The sequence below is a fragment of the Streptococcus suis genome, assembly GCF_902702775.1.
GTDB lineage: Bacteria > Bacillota > Bacilli > Lactobacillales > Streptococcaceae > Streptococcus > Streptococcus hashimotonensis.
In genome coordinates, this window is the sequence record NZ_LR738724.1 from 93791 (window position 1) to 117705 (window position 23915).

A 23915-nucleotide genomic window follows, 5' to 3' on the forward strand; every position below is an offset into this window, starting at 1 on the left:
ATGGAAAATAATGCTTTCAGTTTTTCCTTTGGGCTGATGACAAGCTTTCATGGGGGTGTTCTTCTCATCTCTTATTGACTTGGAAAAGTATGTAAAAATTTTAGATCTTTTTTTGACAAATAAATGAAAATATTGCACAAAATACCTGACAAATCGCTTGTTATACTAGTATAACAAGGCTTGACTTTCCAGCCAAGCCTTTCCTAATTGCTAAAAGCTGAAGAAGATGTAAATACGCCTACAAGCCCTGTTGAGAGCCCTGAGGTGTCTCTGACAGCTAGTGTAGGTATTGAAGACAGTATCAGGTGTTATCGTGACCAATGGTACTGCTGTTGTAACAGAAACACCGACTGAAGCAACGGTTGATCAGGCGGCTACTATTAAGACTGCTGCTGACCAGGCTGTAGCTGATCAGACAGCTGTGGTGGTGGATGCGAGTGTTGCCGAAGAAAATGCCGTAAACGTGGTTGAAAGGGCTACTGAAGTGGTTGCAGAGGCTGAAACAAACAAGGCCGAAGCAAGGGATGAAAATATTGTGAATGCTGAAACAGGGGTGGCTGATACGCAAACAGCTATTTCAGAAGCTGAAAGCAAGGCTACTCAAGCCGCTGAAAACACAGCTGAAGCACAAGCAAAAGCCGATGATGCACAAGCTAAAGTAAATAGTGACCAAGCGGTCATTGACGCTCAAGAGACTGTTGTGGACAATGCTCAAACAGCTGTGGATAATGCACAAGCAGTTCTAGATGGTACTGGAGCTGCTGCAATCATTGCAGAACGTGATAATGCAGAAGCAGCCCTAACACGAGCCCAAGCAGCCGAAAACAAGGCACAAAGCGACCTTGCAACTGCCCAAGCCGCAGATGCTAAAAAGACCAGCGACCTTGCAAGTCTTACGGAAACACAAACGCAACAACAAGCGACTGCTAACCAAACAGCGGCAGCTCTTGCACAAGCACAGGCTGATGCGAAAACTAAAGCAGCCGCAAAAACAGCTGCCACAAACGGGCTCACAAGAAAGCCTTTTGGTATTGTTAGGCTACACGGCCCTTGCTGGTCTTGGACTAGGTTATGCAAAAAAACGGAGAAGAGGATAGGAAAGAATGGCAGAACAACAAAATATAAACCAATTTGGTCGCGAGGAACTCATTGATATTTTGCAGTATTTGTATGTGCAGATTGATGAATTCTTTACTATTAAGAATAAAATGTCTTCTATTGTTGAACAGACTATTCGTACGCGTGTTAAACAGGCTACAACAGCTAAGTATAATCGGAATGGAAATATTGGTGGTATCATTTTTGCCCTGATGGGAGTGGTTGAACTCGGCAATAATTTTTTCAACGCTCTTTTCATGATGGGGGTGATGTATCTATTTGGGCAGGCTACAGTCCGTCTCTTTATGTGGCTTATGGCTAGACCGACTAATAAAAAACATTCGGCTTTCGGTCTCAATTATACTGTAAATGTACTTAGTAAGAAACAACTTGAGAAGGTTACTCAAGAAGCAACTGTTGAAGCGGAACATTCTCAAGAATATCAGTCGCTCCTTGCAGATAAGTTAGCATTGGAAAGCAACCAGACACTTCTTTATTTCTTGTCTCTGATCCCTGATAATTTTGCAAATTTGACAGATTTTGCGGGTATGTTGGTCTTGTTGCAGGATTTCCGTGCAACGAATTTCCAAGAAGCTGCTAACCTTTGGCGGACAGAACAGCATCAGCAATCTGTGATGAATCAACAGAAAAAAATGGCGGAACAATTGGCGCGGAGGAATGCTCAAATTTCACAACTGCGTGTTCAGGCAGAGCGACTTCGTAAAGGGCAGGCTCATTTGGAAGATCCCGCGGCAAGGGTAGCTATCCAGAATGCGCGAGCTAATGAAAAATTAGCTAACATGGAGCGTTACGGCGTCCATGCAACTATTCGCTGATTCAAATGAACTGGAGAAGTCCTGGCTTGTAGGAGAAAGATGAAAAAGAAATTATTAAGAGTAGGTTTTGTAGCCTTGTCAGTTTTGGTGTTAACGGCTTGTCAGGTGGGAACGAAAGAATATCTATCGGTTTCTTTTAAAAGAAGATTCTTTTGTCAAAACTTCAACAGATTTCTATGTTTACAATTTCTCTAAATTGATTATTGACAAGGATGGTATTGTTACACTAGAAGCACCGAGTGAACTGGATGAAGATAAAATGGTTAAGCTATCTGCTCAGTCGGATCATTTTTATCGTGATAGTATCGATGATGTCTATGCAAGTTTGACTAATCTCGAGTATAGGGATGTTACAACAGAGGTGGAATCTGCTGTTAACAGATGGTAAGAATAGTTTGAAATGAAGAAACACTGAGAAATTGGTGTTTCTTTTTTATTAAGAAGGCTTATGAGTTGCTATGGATAGATATACTCTTTTTCAGTAAATTTTCCTTGTTTTTTTGTTTTCCATGTGGTATACTTAACAAGTTAATTAAAAGGTTAAGGGGATGCCTATGAATCGTATTGCATTAGAAATTGAGAAGTACCTGCACGAGATTGTTTTGAGTTCGGAGAATCAATTGGAGATTTTGGTTGGTTCTTGTCAAAGCACGGTGAAGTTGACGAATACGCAGGAGCATATTTTGATGCTTATTGAAAAGGCTGCATATACTAATACTGAGATTGCTAAGGAGTTGAATGTTAGTCAGGCTGCGATCACGAAGGCTACAAAGTCATTAGTTGCTCAGGGGTTATTGGTGGCGGTTAGAGATGATAAGGATGCTCGTATTGTTCGCTTTAGTTTGACTGAGGCTGCTAAGCCTATTGCTGCAGAGCATGCTCATCATCACGCGCATACCTTGGAAGCTTATGAAGAGCTTTTGGAAAATTATAGTCTCGAAGAGCAGGAGTCAATTGCTCGATTCTTAAGTGAGTTAGTGGAGAAGATTAGAAAATAAATGAGATATATTACTGTGGAAGACTTGTCGTTTTACTACGACAAAGAACCGGTTTTAGAACATATTCATTATTATCTTGATAGTGGGGAATTTGTGACTTTGACTGGTGAGAATGGCGCAGCCAAGACAACCCTCATTAAGGCGACTTTGGGGATATTGAAGCCCAAACAAGGGAGGGTTTCTATTGCTGAGAAGAGTATAAAAGGTAAGAAGTTAAGAATGGCCTATTTACCTCAGCAAATTGCAAGTTTTAATGCTGGTTTTCCGAGCACGGTTTACGAATTTGTAAAATCAGGGCGTTATCCTCGACAAGGTTGGTTTCGTCGTTTGACAGCCCATGATGAGGAACATGTTCGGATTAGTTTGGAATCAGTTGGAATGTGGGAACATCGGGATAAGCGCTTAGGTGCTTTGAGTGGTGGGCAGAAGCAACGCGCGGTCATTGCGCGTATGTTTGCTTCGGATCCAGATATTTTTATTCTGGATGAACCGACAACAGGGATGGATGCAGGGACCAAGGATGCTTTTTACCAGCTCATGCATCATTCGGCTAAGAAGCATGGAAAGTCGGTTCTGATGATAACTCATGATCCTGATGAGCTGAATAGGTATGCTGATCGAAACATTCACTTGGTTCGTGATCAGCAGTCTCCTTGGCGTTGTTTCAATGTTCATGAAGCGGATGAGGAGGTTGCCGATGTTTGATCTATCTGTATTTCATTATGACTTTATGCAGCGTGCTTTCCTGGCAATCATTGCGATGAGTCTGTTCTCGCCTATTTTGGGGGTCTTTTTGATACTCAGACGACAGAGTTTGATGTCGGATACTCTTAGTCATGTTTCGTTGGCGGGGGTTGCATTCGGTTTGGTATTGGGGATTTCACCAACGCTTTCGACTGTTCTTGTCGTTATTGTGGCAGCTGTATTTTTAGAGTATTTGCGGACAATTTACAAGAATTTTATGGAAATTGGGACAGCTATCCTCATGTCGACTGGTTTGGCTATTTCGCTCATTGTCATGAATAAATCTGGTGGGAAATCAGGGCTTAGTCTGGAACAATATCTGTTTGGTTCGATTGTGACGATTAGTCAGGAGCAGGTAATTGCTTTGTTTACGATTGCTGTGATTGTCATTGTGCTGACATTGCTGTTTTTACGTCCGATGTATATTCTTACCTTTGATGAGGATACGGCATTTGTAGATGGCTTGCCTGTGCGAGCTATGTCCATTGCCTTCAATGTGGTGACTGGTGTTGCCATTGCCTTAATGATTCCTGCGGCAGGTGCTTTGCTGGTTTCAACAATTATGGTATTGCCTGCTTCTATTGCATTGCGACTTGGTAAGAGTTTTAAAGCTGTTATCTTTACTGGGATGGGCATTGGCTTTTTTGGAATGGTCATGGGGTTGCTGACTTCTTACTATGCAGAAACCCCAGCTAGTGCAAGTATTACCTTGATTTTCATTAGTATTTTCTTACTGGTGAATGTTGTTCAAAAATTTAAAAAATAAGGAGTTAAGATGAAAAAAGTTGGTTTATTATTATTGTCTGTTTCAGCTTTGCTTTTAGGGGCTTGTGGCAATAGCACAGCTTCTGAAGATGGGAAGTTGAATATTGTAACGACCTTTTATCCTGTTTATGAGTTTACCAAGCAGGTGGCAGGTGATGAGGCAAATGTTGATCTGTTGGTTAAGGCTGGGACAGAGGTTCATGGTTATGAGCCGTCAGCTAAAGATATTGCTCGTATCCAAGAGGCAGATGCTTTTGTTTATGAAAATGAAAATATGGAAACATGGGTTCATGATGTTGAAAAATCACTTGATACAACAAAGGTTAATGTGATTAGTGCGACGGAGGGGATGTTGCTTTTGCCTGGCGGTGAGGAGGAACATGAAGATCACGACCATAGTGAGGAGGGGCATAGCCATGCTTATGATCCGCATGTATGGTTGTCTCCTGAGCGTGCCATCACACTTGTAGAAAATATTCGTGATAGTTTGGTAGCTAAATACCCAGAAAAGAAAGATGCTTTTGAAACAAATGCGGCAGCCTATATTGAGAAATTAGATGCTTTAGATATGAAGTATTCTGAAACATTATCTGCTGCGAAACAGAAATACTTTGTTACACAACATACTGCATTTGCATATTTGGCTTTGGACTATGGTTTGAAACAAGTTTCTATTACAGGTGTTGCTGCAGATGAGGATCCGACTCCATCACGTCTAGCGGAATTGACAGAGTATATCAATAAATATGGTATTAAGTATATCTATTTTGAAGAAAATGCGTCAAAATCTGTTGCAGAAACACTTGCTAAAGAGACTGGGGTTCAGTTGGACGTTCTTAATCCTCTTGAAAGTTTGACGGATGAGGATATGAAAAATGGTAAGGATTATATTTCTGTTATGGAAGATAATCTGACTGCCCTTGAAAAAACAACTTCCCAAGAAGGTTCTGAAATTTTGCCAGAAGAAGGTGCTGAGACTGCGCAAACTGTTTATAATGGTTATTTTGAAGATAGTGCCGTAAAAGATCGTACTCTTTCAGATTATGCAGGTGAGTGGCAGTCGGTTTATCCATACTTGCTGGACGGGACGCTGGATCAAGTCTGGGATTACAAGGCTAAGATCAAAGGTGGTATGACAGCTGAAGAGTACAAGGCTTATTACGATACAGGCTACAAAACAGATGTTGATCAAATTAACATTACAGATAATACCATGGAATTTGTAGTGGGAGATAAGAAAGAAAAATTCACGTATAAGTATGTGGGCTATAAGATTTTGACCTACAAAAAAGGAAATCGTGGTGTTCGTTTCTTGTTTGAAGCAACGGATGCAAATGCTGGTAACTATAAGTATGTTCAATTTAGCGACCACAATATCGCCCCTGTTAAAACAGGTCACTTCCATATCTATTTTGGTGGAGAGAGCCAAGAAAAACTCTTGGAAGAGTTGGAAAACTGGCCGACATACTACCCTGTTGGTTTGACTGGTTTGGAAATTGGTCAGGAAATGCTGGCTCACTAAGAATAATGAGAAGACTGGGCAAGATGTTCAGTCTTTCTTCTTGACAATTTTTGACTACAAATGTAAACTAAAGTTAGAAAATGATTGTTGGGAGGTGAGTTTGTGGAGCAGACAATTTCTGCTGCGGAGTGGCAGGTCATGCGGGTCTTGTGGGCCCAGCCTGGTGCGACTTCTCAGGAAATTATTCAGGCCTTGCAGGAAGGCTTTGATTGGCAGGCGACGACCATTAAGACACTTTTAGGGCGGCTGCGGAAGAAAAACTATTTGAGAATGGCTAAGGAAACTAGCAAGTACCACTACTACCCGCTGATCAGTGAAGAGGAACATTTGCAGGGGCAGGTGGAGCTCTTACTAGCTGCCATATGTTCCACAAAACAGGGGCAACTGGTTGAAAAACTGCTAGACACAGGGACATTTTCCCAAAAAAGCCTAGAAAATCTGGCCAGCAAAATCTCTCAGCTACAAAAGACTGCACCTGAGCGAATCGCTTGTCGGTGTTTGGTGGGGCAATGTACCTGTGGGCATCATACAAAAGGAGAAAGAAGATGAAGCAAACTTTGAAATTGAAAAACTTATCGTGTCAGAACTGTGTCAAACACGTGACCAATCACCTCTTGGACTTGGATGGGGTGGAAGATGTGAACATCCAGCTGGAAGAGCAGTTGGCGGAGGTGGAAACCTCTGTGGCCTATGACTTGGAGCGATACCAAGAGGTGCTGGAAGACACTATCTATGAAGTAGAAGAATTGATATAAGTGAAAAAGCAGCCGTCAAGCTGCTTTTTATAATGCTTTGAGAAAGTGAGTCAGATCCAGTTGCACTTGTGCAAGTGAAATTTGGTCCCAGAAGCCGTCTGATTGAAAGCGTGGAATCAGGTGGACATGGAAATGGGTGCCAGCATCAAACAAGCGATCGTTGCAGGCTATGGTCACGCCGTCAATTGCCAATATTTGACAGAGTTTTTCAGTCAACAAGACTTCCAAGTCTGATAGCTCATAGCGAACAGCAGGAGGGACTTGGTGGAGCGTGTCATAGTGTTCCTTGCTGATAATCAGCAGATGTCCTGTTTGAATAGGGTCAATATCCCAGACGACCTTGAAATGCTCCGTCTGGTAGAGAATGTCATTATCATTGAGTTGGTGACAAAAAATGCAGGTCATGTCTTTTCTCCTAGGTTAGCAGAAAAGGAAATCACATAGGATTTCCTTGAAAAACATTAATAAGTCAAAACAGAATATTTCTTCTTACCACGACGGATAACGGTCAACTCGCCGTCGATTTTGTCGCTGTCAGAAAGAGTGTAGTCCAAGTCTTGCACACGCTCACCATTGACATAAATCGCACCATTTGCTACGTCTTCACGAGCTTGGCGTTTTGAGTTGACAATACCAGAGGTAACCAAGAGTTCAACGATGTTAAGGTTGTCTTCAGCCTGTACAGCGTAGTTTGGAACGTTGCTGAGACCCTGCTTGAGCTCTTTTGCGGATAGGTTTTTGATATTGCCAGCGAACAATTGCTCGGTGATGTTAAGGGCTTGGTTATAGGCTTCTTCACCGTGGACCAATGTCACGACTTCCTTAGCCAAGATCTTCTGAGCCAGACGTTCATGACGGGCTGCGTCAAATTGTTTCCCGATTTCAGCAATCTCATCCAGTGACAAGAAGGTAAAGATTTTCAAGAAACGAACGGCATCGTCGTCCATGACATTGAGCCAGAATTGGTACATTTCATACGGAGAAGTCTTGTCGGCATCGAGCCAAACAGCGTTACCTTCCGACTTACCAAACTTCTTACCTGTTGAGTCGGTGATGAGGGGAACAGTCATGACGTGGCCAGACTTGTCGGCCTTACGGCGAAGCAATTCAGTACCTGCTGTCATGTTGCCCCACTGGTCAGAACCACCGATTTGGAGGGTTACATTATGCTTGTCATTGAGCTCGTAGAAGTCATACCCCTGCATGATTTGGTAAGCAAACTCGGTGTAGGAAATCCCTGTTTCAATCCGTTTTTTCACAGAGTCCTTGCTCATCATGTAGTTGACTGTGTAGTATTTACCAACATCACGGAGGAAGTCGATAAAGCTGATGTCTGAGAACCAGTCGTAGTTGTTGACCATTTCAGCCTTGTTGTCACCATTTTCAAAATCCAAGAAGCGAGAGAGTTGACCTTGGATTTTATCAACCCAACCGTCCACGGTGTCTTTGGTCTGCAAACTCCGCTCCGCATCCTTGAAGGAAGGGTCGCCAATCAGACCAGTAGCTCCACCAACTAGAGCGTAAGGTTTGTGCCCTGCTAATTGCAAGTGACGGCAGACGAGGATTGGTACCAAATGCCCCAAATGCAGGCTGTCGGCAGTTGGGTCATAGCCAGAATAATAGGATACTTGCCCTTCTGTTAATGCTTTTACTAGGGCTTCTTCATCAGTCGTTTGAAAGACCAAGCCACGTGCTTTTAGTTCTTCAAAAATGTTCATGCGTTTCTCCTTCAATTAGATGCTTTGGTTTTTGAGTTTTTTTACAAGCTAAAACCGCATCTCACCATTAAAAAATTCTCTCCTATTATACCACGAAATTGCGGAAAATAAACAAAATTTGGTATAATGGAACGATAAGGAGTTAATATGGCGACTAAATCAGATAAGCAAGATTTTAAAAAGAAAATCAGTGCCCTAGGCTTAGGGGATGTAGTGGGAGTTTTCCTTCGGACGCTGAAATTATTATTCAATTCAGTAGCAGTCTTGGTCTTCCTATTCGGTCTTTTTGGTGCGGGTATAGGAATTGGTTTCGTGGTTAGTCTTTTCGATGACGTTAAGATTCCCAAAACAGAGGAACTGGTAGCGAAGGTTTCAGAAGTTAGTCGGATTTCCACCGTTACCTATTCGGATGGTAGCTTGGTGTCGGAAGTTAATTCAGATTTGCTTCGTGTACCCATTACTTCGGAAGAGGTCTCTAATTATCTAAAACAGGCTGTAATTGCGACAGAGGATGAAACATTTGAAACCCACAATGGGGTTGTGCCTAAGGCTGTTTTGCGTGCGGCACTGGGATCAGTTGGTCTAGGTTCATCTAGCGGTGGTTCAACCTTGACGCAGCAATTGATAAAACAGCAACTTGTCGGAGATGCTCCAACCTTTACGCGTAAGGCTAATGAGATTGTTTCGGCTTTGGCATTAGAGCGGAATATGACCAAGGAAGAGATTTTAACCATTTACCTAAATGTTTCTCCATTTGGTCGAAATAATCAGGGACGAAATATTGCAGGGGTAGAAGCTGCGGCTCAGGGAATTTTTGGTAAACCAGCGAAAGACTTGACTGTTCCGCAGGCTGCTTTTATTGCAGGCTTACCGCAAAGTCCGATTGTTTATTCTCCCTATGCATCAGATGGAACACGTAAATCAGATGAAGATATGGTTTACGGTATTGAACGCTATCAAGATGTTCTCTTTAATATGTATCGGGCGTCATTCTTGACCAAGGAAGAATACGAAACCTACAAAGCTTACGATATTAAACAAGATTTTATTGCTCCAGCTCCTGTAATGGCGGATACGAAAGATTATCTCTACTACGAGGTCATGGAAGAAGCGCAAGAGGTTATGTTTGATTATCTTGTAAAACGCGATAAGGTTTCTGAAAATGACTTGAAAAACGATGAAACTAAGGCTTCATATGAAGAATTGGCTAAGCAAGAATTGAGTCAGGGCGGCTATACGATTAAGAGTACCGTTGATCAAGGAATCTATGCGGCGATGCAGTCTGTTGTGGCAAACTATGGATCTGTTTTGGATGATGGAAACGAATATGTCGAGACAGGTAGTGTGTTAATTGATAATGCCACGGGAGCCATTTTAGGATTTGTGGGTGGTCGCGATTATGCAACCAACCAAAATAACCATGCCTTTGATACTCTTCGTTCGCCAGCGTCAACCATCAAGCCTCTGTTAGCTTACGGTATTGCGATTGATCAAGGTTTGATAGGTTCTGCCAGCATCCTTTCAGATTATCCAACGAACTTTTCAAGTGGACAACCGATTATGTATGGTTCAGGACGTGGTACTGGCATGATGAACTTACAGACGGCTATTGACCGTTCTGTTAACATTCCTGCTTTTTGGACCTATAAGATGATGAGAAATGCAGGTGTAGATGCCAAAGCGTACATGGATAAAATGAATTATCATATTCCTATGTACGATATTGAAAGTGTACCGTTGGGCGGTGGTGTTGAAATTTCAGTATTGACAAATACAAATGCCTATCAAACTTTGGCAAATGGTGGTGTTTATAACAAACATTACATTGTTGAAAGCATTACTGCCTCTGATGGAACAGTAGTGTATCAGCATGAAGCTGCTCCGGTTCAGGTCTATTCTAAAGCAACTGCAAGTATTATGAACCAGCTTTTGAGACAGGTTGTCAACTCTGGGTATACTACGACGTTCAAGAGTCGATTGAGTGGTTTAAACCCACAGGCAGCATCGTCTGATTTCGTCGGTAAGACGGGAACAAGTAATGAAGTCAATGACGTGTGGCTCATGCTATCAACCCCTAGAGTAACTTTAGGTACCTGGGCTGGGAATGATGATAACTCAGAAATGTATGTCTGGACTGGCTACCACAATAATTCACAATATGTGGCCCATATGGTTGATGCACTTTACAATGTTAATGCGGATATGTTCGCAGGAAAATTTGAATTAGACAGTAGTGTTATTGCTTCTAGCGTCGTTGCTTCTACAGGTCAACGTGCAGGGACGACACAGGTAAATGGGCGCCAAGTAACAGTTGGCGGTGCGATGACAACTAGTTATTGGGCTAAAAATGGTGCACCAGTAACGAGTTATAACTTCATGGTTGGGGGGACAGATAGTGACCGAGCACAGGCTTGGAATACAATTATCGGCTCGCAAACACCAACATCAAGTAGCTCAACCCAACGAAGCAGTTCAACTCGGACTAGCACGAGTTCTTCAGCTAATAACACGAACCAGTCATCAGAAACGCAAACAGCAACTAGTGAGCAAGCGAATAATGATTCACCTTGATTTTTCCTAGTACTTGTGCTATAATAGTGTAAATTATTTGTCGTGTGTCTTGTTTGAAATATTGTCCAAACAAGGCTTGCAGCAGTTAAATCAAACTTTTTCAAAGGAAGATTTAGCTGCTCTTTTTGTGTCTATGAGGAATTTTTTTGAGAATTGTTACCTATTCTTAAAGATTCTAAAAATTCTAACAAAAGGCAAATGTGTTTGATTTTGCAGAAAAATCAATAGAAAAATAGAGGAGAATTAACTTGGCAGGACATGAAGTTCAGTACGGTAAGCACCGTACCCGTCGTAGTTTTTCAAGAATCAAGGAAGTTCTTGATTTACCAAATTTGATTGAAATCCAAACGGACTCTTTCCAAGACTTTTTAGATTATGGTTTGAAAGAAGTCTTTGAAGATGTACTTCCAGTTTCAAACTTTACGGATACCATGGAATTGGAATTCGTTGGTTATGAATTGAAAGAACCTAAATATACATTGGAAGAGGCGCGTGCGCATGATGCGAACTACTCAGCTCCAATTTATGTAACTTTCCGTCTGGTGAATAAAGAAACTGGCGAGATCAAGACGCAAGAAGTCTTCTTCGGTGAGTTTCCAATCATGACTGAAATGGGTACCTTCATCATCAACGGTGCAGAGCGTATCATCGTTTCTCAGTTGGTTCGTTCACCAGGTGTCTACTTCAATGATAAAGTAGATAAGAATGGTAAAGTAGGTTATGGTTCAACGGTTATCCCTAACCGTGGAGCTTGGTTGGAATTGGAAACAGACTCAAAAGACATTGCCTACACTCGTATTGACCGTACGCGTAAGATTCCATTCACAACGCTTGTTCGTGCGCTTGGTTTCTCAGGCGATGATGAAATCTTTGACATCTTCGGTGATAGCGAATTGGTTCGCAATACCATTGAAAAAGATATTCATAAAAACCCAGCAGATTCTCGTACGGATGAAGCGCTTAAGGAAATCTATGAGCGCCTTCGTCCAGGTGAACCAAAGACAGCTGAAAGCTCTCGTAGTCTTTTGACAGCTCGTTTCTTTGACCCACGTCGTTACGATTTGGCACCTGTTGGTCGTTATAAAATCAATAAAAAACTCAACCTCCGTACTCGTTTGCTCAACCAAACACTTGCTGAGCATGTGATTAACGGTGAGACAGGCGAAATCGTCTTGGAAGCTGGTACTGTATTGAGTCGTGATGTGCTTGAAAAAGTGGAAGCACAATTTGATGAGCTCAACTTGGTAGAGTATATTCCAAATGACAATGCTGTTCTTCTTGAGCCAGTTCTTTTGCAGAAATTCAAGATTGTAGCTCCTAAGGATCCAGAACGTGTTGTGACGGTGATTGGTAATGCGAATCCGGCGGAAAACGTACGTACAGTAACACCTGCGGACATCTTGGCAGAGATGAGCTACTTCCTCAATTTGGCTGAAGGTCTTGGTCGTGTAGATGATATTGACCACTTGGGTAACCGTCGAATTCGTGCCGTTGGTGAATTGCTTGCTAACCAAGTACGTATCGGTTTGACTCGTATGGAACGTAACTTGCGTGAGCGTATGTCTGTTCAAGACAATGAAGTATTGACGCCACAACAAATCATCAATATCCGCCCTGTTACAGCCGCAATCAAAGAATTCTTTGGTTCATCTCAGTTGTCACAGTTCATGGACCAACACAACCCACTTTCTGAGTTGTCTCACAAACGCCGTTTGTCAGCCTTGGGACCTGGTGGTTTGACTCGTGACCGTGCTGGTTATGAGGTTCGAGACGTTCACTACACTCACTATGGTCGTATGTGTCCGATTGAAACGCCTGAGGGACCAAACATCGGTTTGATTAACAACTTGTCTTCTTATGGTCATCTCAACAAGTATGGCTTCATCCAAACACCATACCGCAAGATTGACCGTGCAACTGGTACAGTTACAAACGAAATCGTTTGGTTGACAGCGGATGAAGAAGATGCCTACATCGTAGCACAATCAACATCACCACTTGATGAAAACAACCGTTTCGTTGATAAGATTGTAATGGGACGTCACCAAGGTAACAACCAAGAGTTCCCAGCAGATTCAGCAGACTTCATGGACGTTTCTCCTAAGCAGGTAGTTGCCGTTGCGACAGCATGTATTCCTTTCTTGGAAAACGATGACTCCAACCGTGCCCTCATGGGTGCCAACATGCAACGTCAGGCTGTTCCATTGATTGATCCAAAAGCGCCTTACGTTGGTACTGGTATGGAATACCAGGCTGCCCATGACTCAGGTGCAGCAATCATCGCTCAACACGATGGTAAGGTTGTTTACGCAGATGCGGACAAGGTAGAAGTGCGTCGTGAAGATGGATCGCTTGATGTCTACCACATTTCTAAATTCCGTCGTTCAAACTCTGGTACTGCCTACAACCAACGTACCCTTGTAAAATTGGGCGACATCGTAGAAAAAGGCGACTTCATCGCAGATGGACCTTCTATGGAAAATGGGGAAATGGCTCTTGGTCAAAACCCTATCGTTGCCTACATGACGTGGGAAGGTTACAACTTCGAGGATGCGGTTATCATGTCTGAACGCCTTGTGAAAGACGATGTGTATACATCTGTTCACTTGGAAGAATACGAATCAGAAACACGCGATACCAAGTTAGGCCCTGAAGAAATCACTCGCGAAATTCCAAACGTTGGTGAAGATGCTCTTCGCAACTTGGATGAAATGGGTATTATCCGTATCGGTGCGGAAGTTAAAGAGGGCGATATTCTTGTTGGTAAAGTCACACCAAAAGGTGAAAAAGATCTTTCTGCTGAAGAGCGCCTCTTGCACGCTATCTTCGGTGACAAGTCACGTGAAGTACGTGATACATCTCTTCGTGTACCTCACGGTGCCGATGGTGTCGTTCGTGATGTGAAAATCTTTACTCGTGCCAACGGTGATGAATTGCAATCAGGTGTTAACATGTTGGTTCGTGTTTACATCGCTCAAAAACGTAAGATCAAGGTCGGAGATAAGATGGCCGGTCGTCACGGTAACAAGGGTGTCGTTTCACGTATTGTACCTGTTGAGGATATGCCATACCTTCCAGACGGAACACCAGTTGACATCATGTTGAACCCACTCGGGGTGCCATCACGTATGAACATCGGTCAGGTTATGGAACTTCACTTGGGTATGGCGGCTCGCAACTTGGGCATTCATATCGCAACACCAGTTTTCGATGGTGCAAGTTCAGAAGACCTCTGGTCAACTGTTAAAGAAGCAGGTATGGATTCAGATGCCAAAACCATTCTTTACGATGGACGTACAGGTGAGCCATTTGACAACCGTGTATCTGTCGGTGTCATGTACATGATCAAGCTTCACCACATGGTTGATGACAAACTTCACGCCCGCTCAGTCGGACCATACTCACTCGTTACCCAACAGCCACTCGGAGGTAAGGCTCAGTTTGGTGGTCAGCGTTTCGGTGAGATGGAGGTTTGGGCCCTTGAAGCCTACGGTGCTTCTAACGTCCTTCAAGAAATCTTGACCTACAAGTCAGATGATGTGACAGGCCGTCTTAAAGCCTATGAAGCCATCACCAAAGGTAAACCAATTCCAAAACCAGGTGTTCCAGAATCATTCCGCGTTCTTGTCAAAGAATTGCAATCACTTGGTTTGGATATGCGTGTCCTTGATGAAGACAACAATGAAGTAGAATTGCGTGACCTTGATGAAGGTGAAGATGATGACATCATCCACGTAGATGATCTTGAAAAAGCACGTGCAAAAGCCGCAGCTGATGCAGCCGCAGCCTTTGCAGCAGAAGAAGCAGAAGGCAAAGAATAATGAGAATGGATGGAACAAGTTGGTCCAAATCTCAGAACTGAAAGAGATAAGGACCAACGATCTTCCACCGTCTGATTTATAGAGGAATAGCTTACCAGCTATCCATTCTGCTGATTATTGTTCAAGAATTTGAGGTCTGGGAATCCAGCCTCTCACAAGAAAAGAAAGGGATTATTAGTGGTTGACGTAAATCGATTTAAAAGTATGCAAATCACGTTAGCTTCACCAAGTAAGGTTCGTTCATGGTCTTACGGTGAGGTTAAAAAACCTGAAACAATCAACTATCGGACACTTAAACCAGAACGTGATGGACTCTTTGATGAAGTCATCTTTGGTCCAACAAAAGACTGGGAGTGTTCATGTGGTAAATACAAGCGTATCCGTTATAAAGGGATTACTTGTGACCGCTGTGGTGTTGAAGTAACTCGTGCAAAAGTACGTCGTGAACGTATGGGACACATTGAGTTGAAAGCACCAATTTCACACATTTGGTATTTCAAAGGGATTCCAAGTCGTATGGGCTTGACCTTGGATATGAGCCCACGTGCCTTGGAAGAAGTTATCTACTTCGCAGCTTACGTGGTGATCGATCCGAAAGATACACCGCTTGAGCACAAGTCAATCATGACTGAGCGCGAGTACCGTGAGCGTTTGCGTGAATATGGTTATGGTTCATTCGTTGCTAAAATGGGTGCAGAAGCCATTCAAGACCTCTTGAAACAAGTCGATCTTCCAAAAGAAATCGCAGCTTTGAAAGAAGAATTGAAAACAGCTTCTGGTCAAAAACGCATTAAAGCAGTGCGTCGCTTGGATGTATTGGATGCCTTCTATAAATCTGGTAACAAGCCTGAGTGGATGATTCTCAACATCCTTCCAGTTATTCCACCAGATTTGCGTCCGATGGTTCAGTTGGATGGTGGCCGTTTTGCCGCATCTGACTTGAACGAACTCTACCGCCGTGTTATCAACCGTAACAACCGTTTGGCTCGTCTCTTGGAACTTAATGCTCCAGGAATTATCGTACAAAACGAAAAACGTATGCTCCAAGAAGCTGTGGATGCTTTGATTGACAACGGTCGCCGTGGTCGTCCAATCACAGGACCAGGTAGCCGTCCGCTTAAATCACTCAGCCACATGCTTAAAGGTAAGCAAGGACGTTTCCGTCAAAACTTGCTTGGTAAGCGTGTTGACTTCTCAGGACGTTCCGTTATCGCCGTTGGTCCAACGCTAAAAATGTACCAATGTGGTGTGCCACGTGAAATGGCAATCGAGCTCTTCAAACCGTTTGTTATGCGCGAAATCGTTGCCCGTGATATTGCTGGCAACGTAAAAGCGGCAAAACGTTTGATTGAACGTGGAGATGATCGTATCTGGGATATTTTGGAAGAAGTGATCAAAGAACACCCAGTTCTTTTGAACCGCGCACCTACCCTTCACCGTTTGGGTATCCAGGCTTTTGAGCCAGTTCTGATCGACGGTAAAGCCCTTCGTTTGCACCCGCTTGTCTGTGAAGCCTACAATGCCGACTTTGACGGTGACCAGATGGCGATTCACGTTCCATTGTCAGAAGAAGCACAAGCAGAAGCACGTATCCTTATGCTTGCGGCAGAACACATCCTTAACCCTAAAGATGGTAAACCAGTCGTAACACCATCTCAGGATATGGTTTTGGGTAACTACTACTTGACCATGGAAGATGCTGGTCGTGAAGGTGAAGGTATGGTCTTCAAGGATGCGGATGAGGCTGTTATGGCTTACCGCAATGGCTATGTTCACTTGCATACTCGTGTTGGTATCGCAACAGATAGCCTTGATAAACCTTGGAAAGACAACCAAAAACACAAGGTCATGATGACAACTGTCGGAAAAATCTTGTTCAACGCGATTATGCCAGAAGGTCTTCCATACTTGCAAGAGCCAAACAATGCTAACTTGACAGAAGGAACCCCTGATAAATACTTCTTGGAACCAGGATCAGATATCAAGGCTGCTATTGCAGAATTGCCAATCAACCAACCATTCAAGAAGAAAAATCTTGGAAACATCATCGCTGAAATCTTCAAGCGTTTCCGTACAACTGAAACATCAGCCCTGCTTGACCGTTTGAAAGACTTGGGTTATTATCACTCAACACTCGCTGGTTTGACAGTGGGTATTGCTGATATTCCGGTCATCGACAACAAGGCTGAAATCATTGAAGAATCTCACGAACGTGTAGAACAAATCAAGAAACAATTCCGTCGTGGTATGATTACTGACGATGAGCGTTATGCAGCTGTTACAGATGAATGGCGTTCAGCTAAGGAAAAATTGGAAAAACGTCTGGTTGAAAAACAAGATCCGAAGAACCCAATCGTTATGATGATGGACTCCGGTGCCCGTGGTAACATTTCCAACTTCTCCCAGTTGGCCGGTATGCGTGGTCTGATGTCAGCTCCTAACGGACGTATCATGGAATTGCCTATCTTGTCTAACTTCCGAGAAGGTCTTTCTGTATTGGAAATGTTCTTCTCAACTCACGGTGCCCGTAAGGGTATGACGGATACGGCCTTGAAGACAGCCGACTCAGGTTACTTGACTCGTCGTTTGGTTGACGTTGCCCAAGACGTTATTATCCGTGAAGACGACTGTGGAACAGACCGTGGTCTTGACATCCGTTCTATCACAGATGGCAAGGAAATGATTGAGCCACTTGAAGAGCGTTTGCAAGGTCGTTACACTAAGAAAACTGTTAAACATCCTGAAACAGGTGCCGTTATCATTGGTCCAAACCAATTGATTACGGAAGATATTGCCCGTGAAATTGTCAATGCAGGTGTTGAACAAGTAACCATCCGTAGCGTATTTACATGTAACACTCGTCACGGTGTCTGCCGTCATTGTTACGGTATCAACTTGGCAACAGGTGATGCGGTTGAAGTGGGTGAAGCAGTCGGTACGATTGCAGCTCAATCTATCGGTGAACCTGGTACACAGCTTACGATGCGTACCTTCCACACGGGTGGTGTAGCCTCAAACAGCGATATTACGCAGGGTCTTCCTCGTGTCCAAGAGATCTTTGAAGCCCGTAATCCGAAAGGGGAAGCGGTTATCACTGAGGTTAAAGGTGAAGTTATCGCTATTGAAGAAGATGCTTCTACTCGTACCAAGAAAGTCTTTGTTAAAGGTAAAACTGGCGAAGGCGAATATGTGGTTCCATTTACAGCCCGTATGAAGGTTGAAGTTGGTGACCAAGTTGCGCGTGGAGCAGCCCTTACCGAAGGTTCTATCCAACCAAAACGCTTGCTTGAAGTCCGTGATGTCTTGGCGGTTGAAACTTACCTTCTTTCTGAAGTTCAAAAAGTTTACCGTAGCCAGGGTGTAGAAATCGGCGACAAGCACATCGAGGTAATGGTTCGCCAAATGCTTCGTAAAGTTCGTGTCATGGATCCAGGAGATACAGATCTTCTCATGGGTACCCTCATGGATATTACCGACTTTACAGATGCCAATGCGGAAGTGGTTATCGCTGGTGGTATTCCGGCAACAGCTCGTCCAGTTCTTATGGGTATCACAAAAGCGTCCCTTGAAACCAACTCATTCTTGTCTGCCGCATCCTTCCAAGAAACAACTCGCGTTCTTACAGATGCAGCCATTCGTGGTAAACGCGATAACCTTCTCGGTCTTAAAGAGAATGTTATTATCGGTAAGATTATCCCAGCAGGTACAGGTATGGCCCGCTACCGTAATCTAGAACCACAAGCCATCAATGAAGTTGAAATCATTGAAGACACAGTCGCTGAAGAACTTGCAGCAGAAGCAGAACTTGCTGCAGTAACTGAGTAAATTAAGATGGCACATCTCTCTTTGAGGGATGTGCTTTTTGATATTCGGAAAGAAACATATATATGACTTGATAAGGAATTAACAAGCAGAATGTTTTCTTAAATCATACAATTTCGATATAATGTGTACGAAAAAGGAAGTAATATTATGTATCAAGTTATTAAAATGTATGGAGATTTTGAACCCTGGTGGTTCTTAGATGGTTGGGAAGAGGATGTTACCAGTAGGGCAGCTTTTGATCGCTATGAGGATGCACTGAATGCCTTTCAAAAAGAGTGGGTACGGCTATCAGAGGATTTTCCAATGAAGAAAAGTAAGAATGGAACGATGGTGGCTTTTTGGGATGAATCAGACCAGCATTGGTGTGAGGAATGCGATGAATATTTGCAGCGGTATCATTCGCTGATGTTGGTAGAAGCGAGAGAAAATTTACCTGCAGGGTTTGCTACTAAACCGGTGCAACAACCGCGAGTTCGCCCTTGCAAGCTAAGACAAGGAAAATGTGTCAACTATGATTCATAAAAGGATTGCCATAGTGAGCAATCCTTTTTAGCTGAATCTGATAGAAAAGGCTTCGGTGTCGAGCTCCACTTGACCACCGATGGTAATGGTAAACAGAGGCTGGGTATGGGCAAAGTCCAAATCGTAGAGAACAGGAACTTTTTTGAGAATAGGGTGCTTGTCCAAAATCGCCAAGAAAATCTCCTGGGTCATCTTGGTCTCCTTAGGAAAACGACCGAAGACAAGGGCTTGGGGATTTGGATAGGCTTGTAGAAGAGCTGTCAAATGACGAGCGATAATGAGATAATCGTCGTCTTCCGCCTCTTCTAAAAATAGAATATATTTGTCTGGTCTGGGAGCAAACTCTGTCCCAGTCAGTAGATTGAGGGTTGAGATGTTTCCGCCGATGGCAATACCAGAGGCCTGGCCTGGATTATATACTTTCCATTCTGTTGGGTAAAAGGTGCGAGGGGCGTCTGGTAGGTACCAGGCGTCGCTAGACCATTCAGGACTCGGAATCAGGTCATAGGAATCTTGTGTCACGGCCTTGAGCCAGGCTTCTGTTTGATACTCTTGGGCTTGCACCATTTTAAAGCTTGAATAAGCTGGACCCATGTAGGTTTGCATGCCTGTCTTGGCGTAAATGGCATTGAGCAGGGCGGTCGTATCCGAATAACCGCAGAAAATTTTCGGATGGCGGGCGATTAGGTCAAAATCCAGATAAGGCAGCAGTTCGTTGCAGTTGACACCGCCAATGGTTGTCAGAATGGCATCGACCGACTCATCCGCAAAGGCTACTTCCAAGTCCGCAACACGACTGGCAATCGGAGCCGAATCAAAAATATCGTTTTCAAAATAATGTTCTGAGAAAGTGAGTTTGAAGCCCAGGTCTTCTAATTTTTCCTTGGCGGTAAGATTGGCCTCAAAACCACCGATTCTTTCAATAGATGAAGAGGGACTGACTACGCGTATGTGGTCGTCTTTTTTTAATTTTTTCATAGGAACCTCCAAGCTTTTTTATTATTTTAACAAAAAAGTATGGAAAATCAAGTTTCCTTACGAATTGATAGGGTAAGGAGGTTGTATGATTCAAGAAAAAGCAAGAAAGATGATTGAAGAGGCAGTGGCAGATAGGGTCAGTGATATTTATCTGGTTCCTCGTGGTCAGGGCTATCAAGTCTATCATCGCATCATGGATGAACGGGAGTTTGTGCAAGACGTGGCTGAAGAGGAAGTGACAGCCATTATCAGCCATTTCAAGTTTTTAGCAGGTTTAAATGTTGGTGAAAAACGCCGTAGCCAGCAGGGTTCCTGTGACTATGATTATGGTAGCGGAGAGATTTCACTTCGCTTATCAACTGTCGGTGATTATCGTGGTAAGGAAAGTTTGGTTATCCGCCTGCTCTATGACAATGACAAGGAACTCAAGTTCTGGTTTGAGGCGGCCGAGCGACTTGCAGAAGAAATCAAGGGACGAGGGCTCTACCTTTTTTCGGGTCCAGTCGGCTCTGGTAAGACCACACTTATGTACCATCTTGCCAGGCTGAAATTCCCAGACAAGCAGATTTTGACCATCGAGGATCCTGTCGAAATCAAACAGGAGGACATGCTGCAACTCCAGCTCAATGAAGCCATCGGAGCCACCTACGACAATCTGATCAAACTGTCCCTCCGCCATCGACCAGACTTGCTCATCATCGGAGAGATTCGGGATGCGGAAACCGCTCGAGCAGTCATTCGAGCCAGTCTGACGGGAGCTACCGTTTTCTCAACAGTTCATGCAAGGTCTATTTCAGGAGTCTATGCCCGTATGTTAGAACTAGGTGTCAGCCCTGAGGAGTTAAATAATGCCCTTCAAGGCATTGCCTATCAACGTTTGATTGGGGGAGGAGGTGTAGTAGATTTTGCAAAGGGAAATTACCAAAACCATTCCGCAGACCAGTGGAATGCGCAAATTGATCGCCTTTTTGCAGCAGGACATATCAGTCTTCGGCAGGCAGAAACAGAAAAAATTGCCTTTGGATCGCCAGCGTAAGGTCATTGAGCTTTTCAATAATCTTTTTGCTAGTGGTTTTCATTTGGGGGAAATTGTTGATTTCCTCAAACGCAGTCAGCTTCTGGCAGATCCCTATACCCAGGTCTTGTCAGACGGGCTGTTAGCAGGCAAACCCTTTTCAAGTTTGCTGGCAGATTTGCGGTTTTCAGATGCGGTGGTCACGCAGGTGGCACTGGCAGAAGTTCATGGCAATACCAGCCTGAGTTTGAGCCATATCCAGTCCTATTTGAAAAATGTCAGCAAGGTTCGTAAAAAACTGATTGAGGTGGCGACCTATCCGATTATCTTACTAGGTTTTCTGCTCTTGATTATGCTGGGTTTGAAAAATTACCTTCTGCCCCAGTTGGAGGAAGGCAATGCAGCGACTATGCTAATTAACCATTTGCCGACCATCTTTTTATCCCTCTGTGGACTTAGTTTGGTGGCGGTCTTGGCTGGTCTTGTTTGGTTTCGCAAAACCAACAAAATCAGGGTCTTTTCCTGCTTAGCAGCTCTGCCATTTTTCGGAAAACTCATCCAAACCTATCTGACGGCCTATTACGCCAGGGAGTGGGGGAGTTTGATTGGGCAAGGCTTGGACCTGCCGCAGATTGTGGGTTTGATGCAGGAGCAGCAATCGCAGCTCTTTCGAGAGATTGGACAGGACCTGGAGCAGTCGCTTTCCAATGGTCAGAGTTTTCACGAACACATTAAGACCTATGCCTTTTTTAAGCGGGAGCTGAGTTTGATTGTCGAGTATGGTCAGGTCAAGTCCAAGTTGGGTGGCGAGTTGACAGTCTATGCAGCCGAGTGCTGGGAGGACTTTTTCTCTCGGGTCAATAGAGCCATGCAGCTGATTCAACCGCTGGTCTTTCTCTTTGTGGCCTTAATGGTCGTTCTCATCTACGCAGCCATGTTGCTGCCGATTTATCAAAATATGGAGTTGTAAAATGAAAAAATTAATTGAAATGAAGGTAAAAGGGTTCACTCTGGTGGAAATGTTAGTCGTTTTGGGAATTATCAGCCTGCTCTTGCTCCTCTTTGTGCCAAATTTGAGCAAGCAGAAGGATGCTATTCAGAAGAAGGGGGATGCTGCGGTTGTCAAAGTAGTGGAGAGTCAGATGGAGCTCTATGAATTGGAATATGATAAGGAAGCAACGGTGGAGGACTTGCAAAAGGCTGGTTATATTACGCCAAAACAAGCGGAGCAGTATGCTACGGCGAAAAAATAAGGCCTTCACCCTGTTTGAAAGTCTGCTGACCTTGTTTGTTGTCAGTTTTTTAGCTGTTTCTTTATCAGGAACGGTGCAAACGGCCTTTCAGTCTGTTCAAGAAGAGATTTTTCTCTGGGAATTTGAGGGCATCTATAAAGACAGTCAGAAACTGGCAGCTAGTTCCCACCAAACAGTGAGTCTAGCTATCGGTGGACAGGAGGTTACCAATGGTTATCAGGCTGTACAGGTACCCAGAAATGTAGAAGTATTGGAAGGGAAGACCATCACATTTGAAGAAAATGGTGGAAATTCTTCTCTGGCCAAGATTCGTTTTCGGCTTAGTCGAAAGACAGTCACGTATCAATTATATATAGGGAGTGGTCGCTATAAGAAAACAGAAGAATAAGGCTTATATTTTGCTAGAAAGTCTGGTTGCCCTTGCGACCCTAGTGACCATTTGCAGTTTGATTTTATCAGCTGTGGATGCAGGTCGTAGGCGACAGGCTTGGGAATTGGAACAACAGGAGGTTCTCAATCTAGCACAGATGGCTGTTCAGACCGAGCAAGATAACTTAGCCTTAAACGGTGTTACAGTTCAGGTTCAACGAACAGCGGATAAGATCATTGTTTTCCACGAGGGAAAGGAGGTTTTATCGGTTGTTAAAAAGTAAAATTCCTGCTTTTACTCTCTTGGAATGCTTGGTAGCCTTAGTCATTCTTTCAGGTAGTCTTCTGGTCTTTGAAGGCTTGTCAAAACTGCTGGTCCAAGAAGCGCATTATCAAGGTCAGACCGTTCAAAAGGAATGGTTGGTCTTCTCTAGTCAATTGCGGTCGGAGTGGGATCAGGCTGACTTGGTCAAGGTTGAAAATGGCAAGGTCTATGTTGATAAGGGTGGTCAGGCTTTGGCCTTTGGTAAGTCACGGTCGGATGATTTTCGGAAAACAAATGACAGGGGACAGGGCTACCAGCCCATGCTCTATCAGGTGGACAGCGCAGCTATTTCCCAAGAAAACCAGCTGGTGCGCATCGACTTTAGTTTTAAAAACGGAGAGGAGCGGACCTTTATCTATGCTTTTAAAGAAAAAAGTTAAGGCGGGCATCCTGCTCTATGCCCTTTTGATGCTGGCGGTTTTTAGTCTTTTGCTTCAGTTTTATCTCCACCGCCAAGAAGCTGAGAGTCGCTTGGTTCAGGTGGTAAGGCAAGAAGCGACGGCCTACATCATGGCTCAGATGGTCTTGGACAAAGTCGAGCAGGACCTCCAAGTAGAAAAAATAGTTACAGGAGCGGTAGTGAATGAAAAGGAAGCAAATTTAACCACAGGTTCTAAGCAGAAGGAGGATGGAGGAAGGGTCTCCTTTCAAGAGGGACAGGCTCGTTATCAACTTAAAGGTGACCAACTATTGGTTGCAGTTGAGTTAACAAGTGATGGTCTGTATACCTATCAATTTCCGGTTAAAATAGTACCCGAGGGGAGTGGCTAGTCGCTCTCTTTTTGGTGCAAAGTTGGTGA

23 protein-coding genes are annotated in these 23915 nt (G+C 43.7%); 20 read left to right on the top strand and 3 right to left on the bottom strand.

Annotation, left to right across the window (positions count from 1 at the left end):
* Positions 1 to 289 precede the first annotated feature (289 nt).
* The 9 genes from GPW69_RS10975 (at position 290) to GPW69_RS00705 (ending at position 6718) form a co-directional block, all read left to right on the top strand.
* Positions 290 to 1153, top strand: coding sequence for a hypothetical protein (locus tag GPW69_RS10975; RefSeq protein ID WP_232051775.1), 864 nt, complete (start codon positions 290 to 292; stop codon positions 1151 to 1153).
* Positions 1104 to 1934: a hypothetical protein gene (locus GPW69_RS00670; protein WP_074391324.1), complete on the top strand. Its 831-nt coding sequence runs from the start codon at positions 1104 to 1106 to the stop codon at positions 1932 to 1934. The genes GPW69_RS10975 and GPW69_RS00670 overlap by 50 nt, the downstream gene beginning before the upstream one ends.
* Before the next feature lie 196 nt (positions 1935 to 2130).
* Complete coding sequence (locus GPW69_RS00675; RefSeq protein WP_141591397.1) at positions 2131 to 2322, top strand: hypothetical protein; 192 nt, start codon at positions 2131 to 2133, stop codon at positions 2320 to 2322.
* Between the two features lie 166 nt (positions 2323 to 2488).
* On the top strand, positions 2489 to 2932 hold the full coding sequence (locus tag GPW69_RS00680) for a zinc-dependent MarR family transcriptional regulator (RefSeq protein ID WP_012774904.1): 444 nt from the start codon (positions 2489 to 2491) through the stop codon (positions 2930 to 2932).
* A complete protein-coding gene (locus GPW69_RS00685) occupies positions 2933 to 3637 on the top strand; it encodes a metal ABC transporter ATP-binding protein (protein ID WP_024404806.1) in 705 nt (234 codons plus the stop codon).
* Positions 3630 to 4442, top strand: a complete 813-nt coding sequence (locus GPW69_RS00690) for a metal ABC transporter permease (RefSeq protein WP_002936593.1) — start codon at positions 3630 to 3632, stop codon at positions 4440 to 4442. The genes GPW69_RS00685 and GPW69_RS00690 overlap by 8 nt, the downstream gene beginning before the upstream one ends.
* Positions 4443 to 4451: 9 nt before the next feature.
* On the top strand, positions 4452 to 5963 hold the full coding sequence (locus GPW69_RS00695) for a zinc ABC transporter substrate-binding protein AdcA (protein WP_024414328.1): 1512 nt from the start codon (positions 4452 to 4454) through the stop codon (positions 5961 to 5963).
* A gap of 102 nt (positions 5964 to 6065) precedes the next feature.
* The gene (locus GPW69_RS00700; RefSeq protein WP_024401495.1) at positions 6066 to 6512 is read left to right on the top strand and encodes a CopY/TcrY family copper transport repressor; all 447 of its coding nucleotides are present in this window, start codon (positions 6066 to 6068) and stop codon (positions 6510 to 6512) included.
* The gene (locus GPW69_RS00705; RefSeq protein WP_024401496.1) at positions 6509 to 6718 is read left to right on the top strand and encodes a heavy-metal-associated domain-containing protein; all 210 of its coding nucleotides are present in this window, start codon (positions 6509 to 6511) and stop codon (positions 6716 to 6718) included. The genes GPW69_RS00700 and GPW69_RS00705 overlap by 4 nt, the downstream gene beginning before the upstream one ends.
* 27 nt (positions 6719 to 6745) lie before the next feature.
* On the opposite strand, the gene GPW69_RS00710 is transcribed toward GPW69_RS00705, so the two are convergent.
* The gene (locus GPW69_RS00710) at positions 6746 to 7123 is read right to left on the bottom strand and encodes an HIT family protein (protein WP_024401497.1); all 378 of its coding nucleotides are present in this window, start codon (positions 7121 to 7123) and stop codon (positions 6746 to 6748) included.
* 56 nt (positions 7124 to 7179) lie between these two features.
* Positions 7180 to 8436 (bottom strand): tyrosine--tRNA ligase, encoded by a 1257-nt coding sequence (gene tyrS, locus GPW69_RS00715; RefSeq protein WP_024401498.1) that lies wholly within the window; start codon positions 8434 to 8436, stop codon positions 7180 to 7182.
* A gap of 147 nt (positions 8437 to 8583) precedes the next feature.
* Here tyrS and pbp1b point away from each other — a divergent pair, with 147 nt between their 5' ends.
* The 4 genes from pbp1b to GPW69_RS00735 all read left to right on the top strand — a co-directional run bounded on the left by pbp1b (position 8584) and on the right by GPW69_RS00735 (position 19175).
* Positions 8584 to 11007, top strand: a complete 2424-nt coding sequence (gene pbp1b, locus GPW69_RS00720; RefSeq protein WP_024401499.1) for a penicillin-binding protein PBP1B — start codon at positions 8584 to 8586, stop codon at positions 11005 to 11007.
* 248 nt (positions 11008 to 11255) lie between these two features.
* Positions 11256 to 14828, top strand: a complete 3573-nt coding sequence (rpoB, locus tag GPW69_RS00725; RefSeq protein WP_002936570.1) for a DNA-directed RNA polymerase subunit beta — start codon at positions 11256 to 11258, stop codon at positions 14826 to 14828.
* A gap of 177 nt (positions 14829 to 15005) precedes the next feature.
* Entirely contained in the window at positions 15006 to 18653 is a 3648-nt protein-coding gene (gene rpoC / locus GPW69_RS00730) for a DNA-directed RNA polymerase subunit beta' (protein WP_024385119.1), read from the top strand.
* Between the two features lie 147 nt (positions 18654 to 18800).
* Positions 18801 to 19175, top strand: coding sequence for a DUF1033 family protein (locus GPW69_RS00735; RefSeq protein ID WP_024385120.1), 375 nt, complete (start codon positions 18801 to 18803; stop codon positions 19173 to 19175).
* Between the two features lie 27 nt (positions 19176 to 19202).
* Here the strand turns inward: GPW69_RS00735 and GPW69_RS00740 are convergent, their stop codons facing one another.
* Entirely contained in the window at positions 19203 to 20153 is a 951-nt protein-coding gene (locus tag GPW69_RS00740) for a S66 family peptidase (protein WP_074391326.1), read from the bottom strand.
* A gap of 85 nt (positions 20154 to 20238) precedes the next feature.
* Here GPW69_RS00740 and comGA point away from each other — a divergent pair, with 85 nt between their 5' ends.
* From comGA to comGG, 7 genes are read left to right on the top strand one after another with little or no spacing between them, the layout of a single operon-like run.
* Positions 20239 to 21189 carry a competence type IV pilus ATPase ComGA gene (comGA, locus tag GPW69_RS00745; protein ID WP_074391327.1) on the top strand — a complete coding sequence of 317 codons (951 nt, stop codon included), beginning with the start codon at positions 20239 to 20241 and terminating at the stop codon, positions 21187 to 21189.
* Positions 21101 to 22138 carry a competence type IV pilus assembly protein ComGB gene (gene comGB, locus GPW69_RS00750; RefSeq protein ID WP_269472402.1) on the top strand — a complete coding sequence of 346 codons (1038 nt, stop codon included), beginning with the start codon at positions 21101 to 21103 and terminating at the stop codon, positions 22136 to 22138. Before comGA ends, comGB begins: the two co-directional genes overlap by 89 nt.
* 1 nt (position 22139) lies before the next feature.
* On the top strand, positions 22140 to 22421 hold the full coding sequence (comGC, locus tag GPW69_RS00755) for a competence type IV pilus major pilin ComGC (protein WP_074391328.1): 282 nt from the start codon (positions 22140 to 22142) through the stop codon (positions 22419 to 22421).
* On the top strand, positions 22402 to 22809 hold the full coding sequence (gene comGD, locus GPW69_RS00760; protein ID WP_074391329.1) for a competence type IV pilus minor pilin ComGD: 408 nt from the start codon (positions 22402 to 22404) through the stop codon (positions 22807 to 22809). Before comGC ends, comGD begins: the two co-directional genes overlap by 20 nt.
* Positions 22781 to 23074: a competence type IV pilus minor pilin ComGE gene (gene comGE, locus GPW69_RS00765; RefSeq protein ID WP_024401507.1), complete on the top strand. Its 294-nt coding sequence runs from the start codon at positions 22781 to 22783 to the stop codon at positions 23072 to 23074. Before comGD ends, comGE begins: the two co-directional genes overlap by 29 nt.
* A complete protein-coding gene (gene comGF / locus GPW69_RS00770) occupies positions 23061 to 23495 on the top strand; it encodes a competence type IV pilus minor pilin ComGF (RefSeq protein ID WP_044762030.1) in 435 nt (144 codons plus the stop codon). The genes comGE and comGF overlap by 14 nt, the downstream gene beginning before the upstream one ends.
* Positions 23473 to 23886, top strand: a complete 414-nt coding sequence (gene comGG / locus GPW69_RS00775) for a competence type IV pilus minor pilin ComGG (protein ID WP_074391330.1) — start codon at positions 23473 to 23475, stop codon at positions 23884 to 23886. The genes comGF and comGG overlap by 23 nt, the downstream gene beginning before the upstream one ends.
* Positions 23887 to 23915 lie beyond the last annotated feature (29 nt).

What these genes read in the sequence shown, in the direction of transcription:
- tyrS (WP_024401498.1), bottom strand. Translation starts at nt 8,436, where the DNA reads ATGAACATTTTTGAAGAACTAAAAGCACGTGGCTTGGTCTTTCAAACG.
- GPW69_RS00695 (WP_024414328.1), top strand. Translation starts at nt 4,452, where the DNA reads ATGAAAAAAGTTGGTTTATTATTATTGTCTGTTTCAGCTTTGCTTTTA.
- GPW69_RS00680 (WP_012774904.1), top strand. Translation starts at nt 2,489, where the DNA reads ATGAATCGTATTGCATTAGAAATTGAGAAGTACCTGCACGAGATTGTT.
- comGC (WP_074391328.1), top strand. Translation starts at nt 22,140, where the DNA reads ATGAAAAAATTAATTGAAATGAAGGTAAAAGGGTTCACTCTGGTGGAA.
- comGD (WP_074391329.1), top strand. Translation starts at nt 22,402, where the DNA reads ATGCTACGGCGAAAAAATAAGGCCTTCACCCTGTTTGAAAGTCTGCTG.
- GPW69_RS00670 (WP_074391324.1), top strand. Translation starts at nt 1,104, where the DNA reads ATGGCAGAACAACAAAATATAAACCAATTTGGTCGCGAGGAACTCATT.
- comGG (WP_074391330.1), top strand. Translation starts at nt 23,473, where the DNA reads ATGCTTTTAAAGAAAAAAGTTAAGGCGGGCATCCTGCTCTATGCCCTT.
- GPW69_RS00705 (WP_024401496.1), top strand. Translation starts at nt 6,509, where the DNA reads ATGAAGCAAACTTTGAAATTGAAAAACTTATCGTGTCAGAACTGTGTC.
- comGA (WP_074391327.1), top strand. Translation starts at nt 20,239, where the DNA reads ATGATTCAAGAAAAAGCAAGAAAGATGATTGAAGAGGCAGTGGCAGAT.
- pbp1b (WP_024401499.1), top strand. Translation starts at nt 8,584, where the DNA reads ATGGCGACTAAATCAGATAAGCAAGATTTTAAAAAGAAAATCAGTGCC.
- comGB (WP_269472402.1), top strand. Translation starts at nt 21,101, where the DNA reads ATGCGCAAATTGATCGCCTTTTTGCAGCAGGACATATCAGTCTTCGGC.
- GPW69_RS00685 (WP_024404806.1), top strand. Translation starts at nt 2,933, where the DNA reads ATGAGATATATTACTGTGGAAGACTTGTCGTTTTACTACGACAAAGAA.
- GPW69_RS00690 (WP_002936593.1), top strand. Translation starts at nt 3,630, where the DNA reads ATGTTTGATCTATCTGTATTTCATTATGACTTTATGCAGCGTGCTTTC.
- GPW69_RS00710 (WP_024401497.1), bottom strand. Translation starts at nt 7,123, where the DNA reads ATGACCTGCATTTTTTGTCACCAACTCAATGATAATGACATTCTCTAC.
- GPW69_RS00740 (WP_074391326.1), bottom strand. Translation starts at nt 20,153, where the DNA reads ATGAAAAAATTAAAAAAAGACGACCACATACGCGTAGTCAGTCCCTCT.
- GPW69_RS00735 (WP_024385120.1), top strand. Translation starts at nt 18,801, where the DNA reads ATGTATCAAGTTATTAAAATGTATGGAGATTTTGAACCCTGGTGGTTC.